This window comes from Pantoea sp. WMus005 (genome assembly GCF_013415305.1).
In the GTDB taxonomy this organism is placed as follows: domain Bacteria; phylum Pseudomonadota; class Gammaproteobacteria; order Enterobacterales; family Enterobacteriaceae; genus Pantoea; species Pantoea rara.
Genome location: NZ_JACBXU010000007.1, coordinates 89,878 through 103,446, shown reverse-complemented (window position 1 = coordinate 103,446; position 13,569 = coordinate 89,878). Strand labels below are relative to the sequence as shown.

Below are 13,569 nucleotides of genomic sequence, written 5' to 3'. Positions count from 1 at the left end.
TTATCGTTTTACTGTGATGAGGCTGCCATAACGGCGGCCTTTTTTATTGTGCAGCAGGCATAATTTCATCAGCCGGGATTATTTTCTAGCCTGCAAACTGTTTCGCAGATTAGCCGCTTCGCTTACTGCCACCTGCGCTGGTGCAGTCTGTGCGGCAGTGAATAAGGAGAGATGAAACATTTTTTAAACAATGTTAGCGTGTCCACAACAATCATATAAAGCGGAGCTGCACATGCTGACCACCATAATATATCGCAGCCATATTTCAGATGACTTTTCCATCAAAACCGTGCCCGGAATGGTCGACAATGCCAGCAAAATTAATGCAGCTAACGACGTGACAGGGATCCTGTTATTTAACGGTACCCATTTCTTTCAGCTGCTTGAAGGACCAGAAGCGGGCATTCAGGCGGTCTATCAGCGAATCTGTGCGGATCGGCGACACCATAATGTGGTGGAATTGATGCGCGACTACGCCCCCTACCGCCGCTTTGGTAATGCGGGTATGGAACTCTTCGACCTGCGTGAACACGATCGCTCATCGCTGCTTCAGGCGGTGCTGGATAAAGGAACGTCGAAATACCGCCTGACCTATGATGATCGGGCACTGCAATTCCTGCGCACGTTTGTGGAGTCCCGCGAGAAAGAGAATTACTACGAAGTTCTTCCGCCGGGTTACTGGGAGTTTATTTCTGAACACAATGATGTGCCGAACTCCCGCCCTGAAACGGAAGGCGTCAGCTTCCGCCCGGTTGTGGATCCCCTCGCGCGTCAGGTTACTGCGATTGAAGCGACCACTCTGCGGCCCGCGCCAGCCGACGAATCCCTGGGCGATCAGCTTTATGTTAACGATCTGGAAACCGTGAAAAAGACGTTTGCCCATGCTGGCCTGGTCTGCCCGGATGGTATGACCCTCTACGTTAGCCTGCTGCCGATGGTGCTGGTGGTAGTGCCCGATGCCGTCGATCAGATTGTGTCTGCCATTCTGCAGGCGGGGCTGGTTCCCGAACAGGTCGTTATTGGCGTAAGTGAAACAGCGGTAATCTCGCAGCTGGACGCTTTCTCGGAAGCGGTACGCATGCTGAAAGCGGTCGGAATCAGCCTGTCGATTGACAATTTCGGTGACGGTTCAGCAGGATTGTCATTGCTGACGTATATTCAGCCCGACCGCATTCGCATCGATGCCGGTATCACACGCGATGTGCATCGCAGCGGGCCAAAGCAGGCGGTGGTGCAGGCGATTATCAAATGCTGTTCAGCGCTGGAAATCACTGTCATTGCGGCAGGGATCGTACAGGCCGAAGAGTGGATGTGGCTGGAGGCCGCCGGTGTGATCAATTTCCAGGGCACGCTCTTTGCCGCAGCAGGTCGCTACGAAGCACAATCGGTCGCCTGGCCGGAATACCGGGAGGCAATGTAACGAACGGTAATTAAGCGGCATGCCGATGAGCTGCCGCTTTCGGGCTTGCCTGTTCAGCGATACAGAGCGGCAGCCGAACCATCCCACAATATATGCCCTCCCCCGCCATGTTCATCTCAACCTGTTCTGCTCATCAAACGCCGGTAACGCTGCGTGGCAGCTATTTTCTTCTGGCTCCGGACAACTCTGCCAGTATTTTCTGGTAACCACTATAGCGAGTAAATTTACCTGGTTAACTACTGTGAAGAGCCGTTACGCGGTCACCGTTCATCCCTGAATTATCAAAATGGAATAGCTATCCACTGTAGCGAGTGAAATGGGCTTTACATGCTGCCTATAACCACTATAGCGAGTAGCCGAAGCAGGTAACAAAGAGCGGCACTCTTCATAAACCTGATTCATAGGGTAATTGGGCTGCTTACTCTTACACCAACCACTATAGCGAGTAAGCTTAGCGTGAAAGCAGGCTCACCCTAAAATTGCCGCCTTTTATGCGGGAGCTGCGGGGTTAAGAGGTTCTGTGACGCGCTTTTCCAGGGTTGAATCAGTATCTCTGCCAGTAGCGGCGTCGCTGATAATCAACCACTGTAGCCAGTATTTATTTACTTGTGGTCTAAAATGATAATCTTAGAGGATTTGCCGTTTTTTCGGCCTTAATATGATAGTGAGTACTTACATTACAAAGACCGACGCAGGCACCATCACAGGATAAAAACGATAACAACCACTATAGCGAGCAGATTTCTCTTTTCTGTTCCCATTTGATAACCACTGTAGCGAGAACATTTCCTTTTTTGGTATGACGATTTGACTGTTTACTGACCGCATTAGTCATAAAACGGTCAGAAAACCACTGTAGCGAGTGAGATGCCCGACGGGATACCACGAAACGGACACCTTAAGAGTAATAAACATGACGGACAACCACTATAGCGAGTAAACCTGGCACGGTGCTTTTCCCTCACAGGACACGCCCACCCTCTCCTGCCCCAGCCTGACCAGCCCTGAATCAGTTAAAAGAAAACAGGATAACCACTGTAGCGAGTAAATACAGAGGCTGGTTCTGGCTATGTTACTTGAGCAATCATCGTTGATGCGGGTGAGTAACCACTATAGCGAGTAAAAAATATGTCCAGAAGCTTTCAGGGGTGTTTGTAGAAAAGTTAGTTAATGCGGCTATGCGAAGATTACAGGGGGGGATTAAAACGTTACAGATTCTCAGATAACCACTGTAGCGAGCAGCGTTACTCGCTACAGTGGTTGTTGAATATTCTCAATCAGACAGGCAGTTTCATTCACCAGAAAGCCTTAACTTACAGAGTTTTATTGCTTCTTTTGCTTCCTGATTTTATTGAGTAACTCTTTCTCCTCACGCGAAACCATCACCAGCTCAGTACTCTCCTCTTCGATCACCAGCTCAGGCGGGCTGACGTCAATCACGCCAGGATCGATATCAAGATCGTCAAAATCATCCATTTCATCATCGATCAGGCCTGACTGACTAAGCGGCAGTTCAGCCGGCCGCAGCTTAGGATGGCGATAATGAACCCAGAAGTAGACAGATGAGCCGCGTCGGGTTTCGGTGTAGTCGAGATATCCGATCTCTTTCAACTGCTCCATAGCTTTTCTGACAGTCGCGTTTTGAGTAATCACACGCGAGGTCAGGTTAAGCCTGGCGCGCAAGCGCGCCATAGATATCGGCGCAGGCTTCGGTGGAAGGCTCTCAATGAAGGTGTAGAGCGCCTGAGCGGACTCCTTACGAGCCAGCTCATTGATGGCTTTAAGTTGCAGCAGAACCTTTCTGTCGAACTGATACAGTTCAAAGATCTTGGGATCGGCCTGCAGCGTTACCGTGTCTTTCTTGACGCTGTATTTAGCAGACTGCACCAGATGCGTGGTGTAGTTCTCACCGCCTTTGCTGGTAAACGTCAGGGTATTAGATGCAATACGGGTCAAAGACGCGTCCAGACGGCTCCTGAGCTTCGAGGAGAGCCTTGCGGAGGGAATGCCACAGAGCTTTGCAAATTCGACGAATGAGAGCGTTACAGTGTCTCCCAGACACTCATGCGTCGCAAATGCACGAATAATCCCAACCCAGGTTTTAAAATCATTATCCATATCCAGGCGGGCACCCAGAATCTTAATGTTGTCATAGCCTTCCGATCTGACCAGGGATAACTGCTTGAGATCCTGTGTCACATCCATGGAATTCATCTGGTTCTTCTGACTGCGCGCCGTGGATTTCAGCGTCGGAACAAATAAGCCAAGCCGCATCAGCGCGACCGGCTGCACCGTGTTGTTACTGTTGGGGGTAAGAGTAACAACTTCACCTGTACGCTTGTCTGTTTCGCTAAATGCATCTGCTATGTTCAGGATATCTGGTTCTTTTCTTGGCATTAGGAAGATCCGTGATGTGAACAGGCCAGAGCCGCTGTTACTCGATACAGTGGATACTATCACTCACTACAGCGGTTAATCTACTTACCATAGTGGTTATTTCTCTCGATACAGTGGTTACTTTACTCGCTATAGTGGTTAATGAACCTGTCTCAAGGCAGGCATACCGTGGCCTGGCGCTCTGCAGGGATCTTTAAGGAACTTATTAGGATCTTAAGAGGATCTGTTATTGGATCTATTCAGTGGATAACCCGGTAAAAATGCCAGCTGCAGGATGACTCAGGTTCCCTGCCTTTTCCCTGGATCATCGTCTTTCATCGCAAACGGTCAGTAAATCCCGAAAGCTGGACCTGCTCACTGTTATACACACGCTAAAAGGCCATTTACTCGCTACAGTGGTTGTTGCGTACTCGCCAGCGCGGTTGCTCTTCTCGCTATAGTGGTTGTTATACTCCCTATAGTGGTTATTCTTCTCGCTACAGTGGTTACTGACACCCTCTCAGGCCTTATGCCACAAGGCTTCAGACACTGTGGGGATCTGTTAAGGATCTCAATTTGATCTATTAGGGATCGACCCATTGGATCTGACCTGTGGATAACGGGGATAAAAGAGACAAAAACAAACTAATCGTGGAGTCGCAGATTTAATAAATTTCTTCCTGCTGTAGTGCAGTCATGATTAGCCACGAACAGTGGCTCAGCTGAAGATTAACCGTGAGGGGGTTTAACCCAAATGCCAGGTATAACTGCGATCTGCATTCACTAATGACAGATTAACGATAAGATAATTGAATTTTGATAGAAGACTCTGACGATCTGACAGTATTTTCACCCTGCATAAAATTCATTATGTTATTGATATATAATGATTTATTTTATTTTTTCATGGTGAAAAAACCCTATGATTCGACATGCTAGATCACCTCTCTGATATCACAGAGGTAGATAGAATGCTAAACATAGGAAGTTTTGACGTGGTAGCCGACAATATATGATTTGATCAGAAACATCGGGCAATAAAGCCTGCTCACAGGAAATGAGCCCATCAGCATAATGAATCTCTGTGGAAGAAGATCTGAAGTGTGAATGCCATGATTATTATGCAGGTGAAGCCAGACGGTCATAAGGGGAAATACAGAGATAACGGACTATAGAGATTAGACGGGATACAATAGAAAAAAGGCTGGAGCTTACAAAATTTTTGAATCACCGCTAACTCTATCGTTGAGAGTTCATACTCGTATTGTGATTAAAAGTCCTTTGCCCTCGTTCATAAGTTTCAATGTGTTTGCTGCCAGATTAACGAAACGACTAAAGTGTTCGGGTAGAATATATTCCAATTATTTTGCTCTGACCTCCCCTGATTAAAGAACGCAATCATCCACTAGCACAAGAAAGATTGCTGCAAAGCAGTGTTAAAAAGTCGTCATCCAGCCAGGGTATGAGAGGGTCATGATACAGAAAATATGGCAGAATAGATTAGCCAGATATGATCTACGTTAATCGATGTCAGCAGCGCCCCTTATATCAACTCACTTTACTATCAAACGCGAAAGTGTAAGCATAATGAGATGCTGTTTAAACGAAAATTTTCACCATGCTGTTTAAGTTTTATGTAAATGATTTATAACGACTTTTATGCTATTTTCATCGTGAAAACACCCTCCGCAACACATCAGAAAACGCCATTAACCTTCTTTACTGACATGACCAGAATCCTTAGCCTTTTAAAACTCACCTGACTCTCTCTTCTCCATTTCAACATCACGGACAGGAAATCCAGGTTTTTGTCTTTTTTCTTATAAATTGGCAGGTAAACCCTTTTTGTGTAGTATGCAAAAAACATTAACGCAGAGGGTCTTATGAAGCGTGATTATGGTGGAGTGCTGGAAATGGCCACACGGGCCAATTCCATGTTACATGGATTGAGTAGCCACATTGAGCAGCAGCGTCAGGAATTTAACCAGACCGGTTTTTATCAGACCTTCTCGCGCAATGCTGTCGCGAATATGCCTTTGCTGAGTAAGCATGCTGTTGTCGCTGCCATTAATGATATGGAAGCAGCGGGCTATCAGTTTGGTAAGAAACAGACCGGTAGTACATCGCAATATGCCCTGACCATCGAAAACGTGGTCGATATCTATGCGCATCGTAAAATACCGAAATATCGCGATCGCCATGATGGTCCCTTTGTTGTCTTTGTTGTCAGCCTTAAAGGCGGCGTTTCTAAAACCGTCAGCACCGTCACACTGGCTCACGGTATGCGCGCCCATCCTTCTATGCTTCACAATGATCTGCGCATTCTGGTTATTGATTTGGATCCCCAGGCATCGAGCACAATGTTCCTGAGCCACACTAACAGCGTAGGTTCCGTTCTGGAAACGGCAGCGCAGGCGATGCTTAACGATCTTGATGCAGACCAGCTTCGTGAACAATTTATTAAGCCAACCGTCATGCCAGGCGTAGATGTGATCCCGGCTTCTATCGACGATGGTTTTGTTGCCAGCGACTGGGAAGAGCTGGTAGCTGAACATCTGCCAGGTGTTGCACCTTCAGAGGTCTTACGCCGCAATGTGATTGATCGCCTGGCGGGAGATTACGATTTCATATTCCTTGATACGGGTCCTCATCTTGATTCCTTCATGCTGAATGCAATTGCAGCCAGTGATGTGTTGCTGACACCAACGCCGCCGGCGCAGGTCGATTTCCACTCCACCATGAAGTATCTGACGCGTCTGCCTGAAATGCTTGAGCGTATAGAGTCCGAAGGTATCGAACCCCGACTCAAAGCTAATATCGGCTTTATGTCCAAGATGACCTCAAAACACGATCACCTGACTTCTCAAAGCTATGCCCGCGAAGTGTTTACCAAATCGATGCTGGACTGCAGCTTACCGCGACTGGATGGATTTGAACGCTGCGGGGAATCTTTTGATACGGTAATCAGCGCCAATCCTTCCTCCTATCCGGGCAGTGCAGACGCTCTGCGCAAAGCGAAATATGAAGCCGAGCAGTTCTCAAGAGCTGTGTTTGACCGCATCGAATATATCAGGAGTACCCTGTGAGCAAACCTATACAGCGCATTGGCCGCAAGTTTGGTGATTCTGCTATTGCGAACATGATTGACAGCAGCAGCCAGTCGCGCACCTTTACGCTGAAGTCTGGTGCTAAGGCGACCTTTGTCCGCCAGCTCATCCTGCATGATGATATTGAGACACGAACCAGCGTTGATCCAAAAATTAATGGCCGTGACCAGAGTACGCTGACGCCAGAATCACTTCAGGAAATCACCCGCACGATTACGCTGCAACAGTTCTTTCCGGCTATTGGTCGTGTCAACGGTGACAAAATTGAGATCATGGATGGTTCGCGCCGTCGTGCCGCGTGCATTCTTTCCGGTGCCAGTCTGGAAGTACTGGTCACCGCGGATGAACTGAGCCTCAGTGATGCGCGTCAGCTGGCCGCAGATATTCAGACTGCGAAGGAGCACAACCTGCGCGAATTAGGTTTGCGCTTTATGCTGATGAACGAAAATGGCATGAGCAAATCAGAAATTGCAAAGGCAGAAGGCATCTCTAACGCCAAAGTCTCACGTGCTTTCCAGGCAGCATCCGTACCCGCTGAGTTTATCGAACTCTTTCCGGTTGTCTCTGAGCTGACCCTTCAGGATTATCAGTTGCTGCTTGATGTCTGGGAAGAGGCGAAAGCGGAAGCGGTTGAGGCCTCTTCACTGGTCAGCGAGATCCAGCAAAAGCTGAATGAAGATGTTTCCCTGCAAAGCACCAACGCAGATGATAAGAAAAGCGCTATCCTGAGTGGCTTCAAAAGCGCCCGTCGTCAGTTAAAAAAGCCGGTGCCCGTCAGCAAAACCGTGACAGAGAAATTGGCAACATTTACCACGGCCAATACCTATGCACGTCGTAAAACTAATGATGAGAAGCGCACTGTCCAGTATGAATTCAGTCGTCTGCCAAAAGAGATAGCTGAACAGATCGATGCATCCATCAGACAAATACTCTCAACACTGAAGTAATCGTCATCACACGTGTGTAATGTCTGAACCGGCCGCTGTGCCGGTTATTTTTATTCCACTCTCCACCTGCCTGTCTGAAGCCTTATCCGTGCCTGACATCTTCACCCGATAAACTTCTCTGTTAATTACGCATCACTTTGGCACTGTAACGCTTGAACTCGTCACGGTTTAACGCTATAGCTAAAACGGTTTAGCTATCGGGTTTAATTACAGGAGTCTTTTATGTCTGTTCGCGTATGGTGCCTCGGGGATGCCGTGGTCGATTTACTACCGGAAATGTCGGGTCGTCTTATGCAGTGTCCGGGCGGAGCACCCGCCAATGTCGCCGTTGGAATTTCCCGTCTGCAGGGAAACAGCGGTTTTATCGGTCGGGTAGGCGCTGATCCCTTTGGTGAGTTTATGCGACAGACGCTCAGTGAAGAGAAGGTCGATACCCGCTACATGATCGCTGATTCACAACACCGCACCTCAACCGTGGTGGTCGGGCTGGATGAGCAGGGCGAACGTTCCTTTACCTTTATGGTGCGGCCCAGTGCCGATCTGTTTCTTAAAACGTCCGACCTGCCGGAATTCCAGCGCGATGAATGGCTACACTGCTGTTCGATCGCCCTGGCGGGAGAACCTTCCCGTACCGCGACGCTGACCGCGATGAAACGGATCCGTGCTGCAGGGGGTCATGTCAGCTTTGATGTAAATCTCCGTGAAGACCTCTGGCCCGATCAGGCACAGCTGCATGCGGTGGTCAACGAGGCGCTCAGTCATACCGACGTGGTCAAACTCTCAGACGAGGAGCTTGATTTCCTCTGTCCGGGCCAGGAACCGGCTGTCAGCATGCCGCTGCTGGCCGAACGATTTGGCATTCGCTTGTTACTGGTGACGCGGGGCAGGGAAGGGGTGATCGCCTGCTATCAGGGCGAGATAACTCACCATGCCACTACGCCGGTGGACAGCGTTGATACCACAGGTGCAGGAGATGCCTTCGTGGCCGGATTACTCTGGGGACTGGCGAAGTCAGGTCTGCCTGACGATGAATCAACGCTGACCATTTGTCTTGCCACAGCACAACGTTGTGGCGCGCTGGCAACCACCGCGAAAGGTGCCATGACAGCGCTTCCCTGGCTCCACCAGTTGGGCGATCTGGCCAGCTAATCATCATGTAATGCTCCTGTTTTGAGAGCTATCTCACAATCACTAAACCGGTTTAGCTATTTTCATTGCAGAGGGAAATTACCCCTGGCTATGATTTGCGCCTAAACCGGTTTAGCAAAAATACCGGTGATGATAGCCTCTCCTCAGGGATATAAAAAAATGAAAAAAAGCACGTTAGCAGTCGCCCTATCTTTAATTTTAATTTCTCCATCAGTCTGGGCCGATCCCAGCATGAGCAGCATTGAAGCACGCCTTGCGGCGATGGAACTGCGACTGCAGGCAGCCGAGCAGCGGGCGAATGTCGCTGAAACCCGCGCTGAGGTTGCCGAAAAGCAGGCACAGTTGGCGGAAAAGCAGGCTCAGCAGTTGGCTACAGTGCAGCAGCAGACCCAGAATTCTACTGCTGACGTTGCTCAGCGTACCGCGAAGCTGGAACAAAAATCTGCCGATGAAGGTGGCTTTGAGTTCCACGGTTACGCCCGTTCCGGATTGCTGATGAACAGCTCAGCTGCCAAAACGCAGGGTGGCCCGACGGTCACTCCTGCCGGTGAAACCGGTGGTCACGTTGGACGTCTGGGTAATGAACCGGATACCTACGTTGAGCTCAATCTCGAACATAAGCAGACACTGGACAATGGCGCCACCACCCGCTTCAAAGCGATGCTGGCCGATGGACAGCGCACCTACAACGACTGGACGGCCGCCAGCAGCGATCTCAACCTGCGTCAGGCGTTTGTCGAACTCGGTCAGCTTCCAACGTTTACCGGCGCGTTCGATAACGCAACCGTATGGGCTGGTAAGCGTTTTGATCGTGATAACTTTGATATCCACTGGATCGACTCCGATGTGGTGTTCCTTGCCGGTACCGGTGCTGGTATTTACGACATGAAGTGGAGCGATCAGACGCGTAGTAATATCTCGCTGTATGGCCGTACCTTTGGCGACATCGAAAACAATGAAAATACGGCGCAGAACTACATCCTGTCGCTGAATAACTTTGTCGGCCCGGTGCAAATGATGGTCAGCGGTATGCGGGCGAAAGATAACGACGATCGCCGGGATATCGACGGGCTCAGGGTCAAAAGCGATGCGGCTGAAACCGGCGTACATGCGCTGCTTGGTCTGCATAACGACAGCTTCTATGGGCTGACAGAGGGCATATCGAAAACCGCACTGCTCTATGGTCATGGCCTGGGCGCAGAGGTGAAGTCGATTGGTTCTGACGGCGCACTGCTGCCAGAAGCGAACACCTGGCGGCTGGCGAGTTACGGGATCACCCCGCTGGGCGGTGGCTGGCACATTGCACCTGCCGTACTGGCACAGCGCAGTGACGATCGCTACGTCAAAGGGGACAGCTATGACTGGGCGACAGTCAACCTGCGGCTGATACAGGAAATCACCCAGAATTTTGAAATGCAGTATGAAGGATCTTATCAGTACATGGATCTGCGTCCGGAAGGCTACAACAACCGTAATGCGGTCAGCGGCAGCTTCACCAAACTCACCGTTGCACCCACCCTGAAAGCCGGTGACGTCGGTGACTTCCTTAAGCGTCCGGAAATTCGACTGTTTGCCACCTGGATGAACTGGGATCACCGGCTGGATAACTATGCCAGTGACGACGCGTTCGGCAGCAAAGGCTTTGACGCCGGTGGCGAATGGAACTTCGGCGTACAGATGGAAACCTGGTTCTGATCGGGTGGCCCCGGATGCCGGGGCCTTAAATCCACGCGGATAAAAACATAACGAGACTGAGGTGTGTATGGACTATGTAAAAATATCGCGGGCACTGTTGCCTCTGCTGGGTGGCAAAGAGAACATTGCCAGCGCAGCGCACTGTGCGACACGGCTGCGGCTGGTGCTGGCAGATGATGAGAAAGCGGACACCACGGCGATTGGCCGGATTGAAGGCGTTAAGGGCTGCTTCCGCAATGCGGGACAGCTTCAGGTTATCTTCGGCACCGGCGTGGTGAACAAGGTCTACGCCGCCTTTATCGCCGAGGCGGGTATCAGCGAATCGAGCAAGTCTGAGGCCGCGGATATTGCTGCGCGTAAGCTCAATCCTTTCCAGCGCATCGCCCGCCTGCTGTCGAACATCTTTGTGCCGATCATTCCGGCGATTGTGGCGTCAGGTCTGCTGATGGGCCTGCTGGGGATGGTCAAAACCTACGGCTGGGTTAATCCGGAAAATGCACTCTACATCATGCTGGATATGTGCAGCTCTGCGGCCTTTATTATTCTGCCGATCCTGATTGGCTTTACTGCAGCGCGCGAGTTTGGTGGTAACCCATTCCTCGGGGCGACGCTGGGCGGCATTCTGACCCACCCGGCGCTGACCAACGCCTGGGGCGTCGCAGCCGGTTTCCACACCATGAACTTCTTCGGCATTGAAGTGGCAATGATCGGCTATCAGGGTACGGTGTTCCCGGTGCTGCTGGCGGTCTGGTTTATGAGTCTGCTGGAAAAGCAGCTGCGTCGGGTTATCCCGGATGCGCTGGATCTGATCCTGACCCCGTTCCTGACGGTGATTATCTCCGGCTTCATTGCGCTGCTGATTATTGGCCCTGCGGGTCGTATGCTGGGTGATGGTATCTCCTTTGTCCTCAGCACCCTGATTGCGCACGCTGGCTGGCTGGCGGGACTGGTGTTTGGTGGGCTTTATTCGGTCATTGTCATCACCGGCGTCCATCACAGCTTCCATGCGATTGAGGCAGGACTGCTGGGCAATCCTTCGATCGGCGTGAACTTTCTGCTGCCCATCTGGGCGATGGCGAACGTGGCTCAGGGTGGGGCCTGTCTGGCGGTGTGGTTCAAAACCCGCGATGCGAAGATTAAAGCAATTTCGCTGCCCTCAGCGTTTTCAGCGCTGCTGGGGATCACCGAGGCGGCGATTTTTGGTATCAACCTGCGGTTTATGAAACCTTTTATCGCCGGATTAGTGGGTGGCGCACTGGGTGGAGCGTGGGTGGTTTCGGTTCATGTTTATATGACGGCAGTCGGACTGACGGGTCTGCCGGGCATGGCGATTGTCCAGGCTGGCTCTCTGCTGAATTATGTTATCGGCATCGCTATCGCCTTTACTACCGCGTTTGTGATCTCTTACCTGCTCAAATACAAAACGGATGCTGAATAATGGCCTCATCAACACGTCTTGCCGCCATTCTCCAGGCGGTGATGAAGGGTATGCCGAAGGCGCTTAGCGACAGCCATTATCCAGGCTGGCATCTGGCACCGGTAACCGGGCTGCTTAACGATCCCAACGGCTTCATTCATTTTGACGGCCACTTTCATCTCTTCTACCAGTGGAATGCGCTGGGCTGTGCGCATCAGCACAAGTGTTGGGGACACTGGCGCTCAGCCGATCTGCTGCACTGGGAACATCAGCCCATCGCCCTGATGCCGGATGAGGCGTATGACCGCAGCGGCTGCTACTCCGGCAGCGCGGTAGACGACAACGGTCGGCTGACGCTGATCTACACCGGCAACGTGAAGTTTGATGATGGCTCGCGAACGGCGTGGCAGTGTCTGGCGCAGCAAAATAGCGCGGGGGGTTTTGATAAACTCGGCCCGGTCATCGCCGTGCCAGAGGGCTATACCGGCCACGTTCGCGATCCCAAAGTCTGGCGTCACAAAGATGAATGGTACATGGTGCTGGCCGCGCAGAATACGCAGTTGCAGGGCAGGGTGCTGCTGTTGCGTTCTGCCGACCTGCGGGAGTGGGAGAATCTCGGTGAGATCGCGGGCAGTGAACGGGGTGGTCTGGGTGCCGCGGGCTACATGTGGGAGTGCCCGGATATGTTTATGCTTGGCGACAGCACCTATCTGATCTGCTGTCCGCAGGGCATCGCGTCTGAAGAGAAGCGCTATCTTAACAGTCATGCCTGCGCCTGGCTGAGTGGCTCGCTGGATTATCAGCAGCCTGCATACCCGCACGGGCCGCTGAATGAAATGGATGCCGGGTTTGAATTTTATGCACCGCAAACCACACTGACCGCAGATGGCCGGCGTCTGCTGGTGGGCTGGATGGGGACGCCGGATGGCGAAGAGATGGCTCAGCCCACTGTCGCGCAGGGCTGGATCCATCAGATGACGTGTGTGCGTGAGCTGAGTTCACACAATGGGCGGCTCTTTCAGCAGCCCGTGGCGGAACTGCAGGCGTTGCGGCAGAAAGAGCAGCACTATCAGGGCCGCGCCGATCATACACCACCGATCGGCGCACAGCGGCTGGAGCTGGAACTGGAATGTCAGGGCGACATTGAACTCAATTTCGCCGATACGCTGATCCTGACGTGGCAACAGAATGAACTGCGGCTTGCCCGTCGCAGTCTGGTGACGGGCGAATGGACATACCGTTACTGGACTGGCACAGCACGCCGGTTGCAGATCCTGTGTGATCACTCCAGCGTTGAGATCTTCATCAACGGTGGGGAAGGGGTGATGAGCAGCCGCTATTTTCCGGACCAGCCGGCGCTGCTGACCCTGCGCGGGCGCGCAGAACTGCAGGCCCGCTACTGGTCGTTACGTCGCTGCATGGTAGAATAAGCGCTTGTTTCATTAACCGATGCCTTGC

At 51.5% G+C, this 13,569-nt stretch carries 8 protein-coding genes; 7 read left to right on the top strand and 1 reads right to left on the bottom strand.

Annotated elements, in window-relative coordinates; genetic code table 11:
• Window positions 1-232: 232 nt before the first annotated feature.
• Entirely contained in the window at window positions 233-1,420 is a 1,188-nt protein-coding gene (locus HZZ01_RS19735; RefSeq protein ID WP_179899136.1) for a diguanylate phosphodiesterase, read from the top strand.
• Between the two features lie 1,323 nt (window positions 1,421-2,743).
• Here the strand turns inward: HZZ01_RS19735 and HZZ01_RS19730 are convergent.
• Entirely contained in the window at window positions 2,744-3,817 is a 1,074-nt protein-coding gene (locus HZZ01_RS19730) for a RepB family plasmid replication initiator protein (RefSeq protein WP_179899135.1), read from the bottom strand.
• Between the two features lie 1,862 nt (window positions 3,818-5,679).
• Between HZZ01_RS19730 and HZZ01_RS19725 the strand changes: the two genes are divergently transcribed.
• The 6 genes from HZZ01_RS19725 to HZZ01_RS19700 all read left to right on the top strand — a co-directional run bounded on the left by HZZ01_RS19725 (window position 5,680) and on the right by HZZ01_RS19700 (window position 13,541).
• A complete protein-coding gene (locus HZZ01_RS19725) occupies window positions 5,680-6,882 on the top strand; it encodes an AAA family ATPase (protein WP_179899134.1) in 1,203 nt (400 codons plus the stop codon).
• On the top strand, window positions 6,879-7,850 hold the full coding sequence (locus HZZ01_RS19720; protein ID WP_179899133.1) for a ParB family protein: 972 nt from the start codon (window positions 6,879-6,881) through the stop codon (window positions 7,848-7,850). The genes HZZ01_RS19725 and HZZ01_RS19720 overlap by 4 nt, the downstream gene beginning before the upstream one ends.
• 222 nt (window positions 7,851-8,072) lie before the next feature.
• Complete coding sequence (locus HZZ01_RS19715; protein WP_179899132.1) at window positions 8,073-8,999, top strand: aminoimidazole riboside kinase; 927 nt, start codon at window positions 8,073-8,075, stop codon at window positions 8,997-8,999.
• A 159-nt stretch (window positions 9,000-9,158) separates the two neighbouring features.
• A complete protein-coding gene (locus tag HZZ01_RS19710; protein WP_179899131.1) occupies window positions 9,159-10,694 on the top strand; it encodes a carbohydrate porin in 1,536 nt (511 codons plus the stop codon).
• Between the two features lie 67 nt (window positions 10,695-10,761).
• Window positions 10,762-12,132: a sucrose-specific PTS transporter subunit IIBC gene (locus HZZ01_RS19705; RefSeq protein ID WP_179899130.1), complete on the top strand. Its 1,371-nt coding sequence runs from the start codon at window positions 10,762-10,764 to the stop codon at window positions 12,130-12,132.
• A complete protein-coding gene (locus HZZ01_RS19700) occupies window positions 12,132-13,541 on the top strand; it encodes a sucrose-6-phosphate hydrolase (protein ID WP_179899129.1) in 1,410 nt (469 codons plus the stop codon). The genes HZZ01_RS19705 and HZZ01_RS19700 overlap by 1 nt, the downstream gene beginning before the upstream one ends.
• Window positions 13,542-13,569 lie beyond the last annotated feature (28 nt).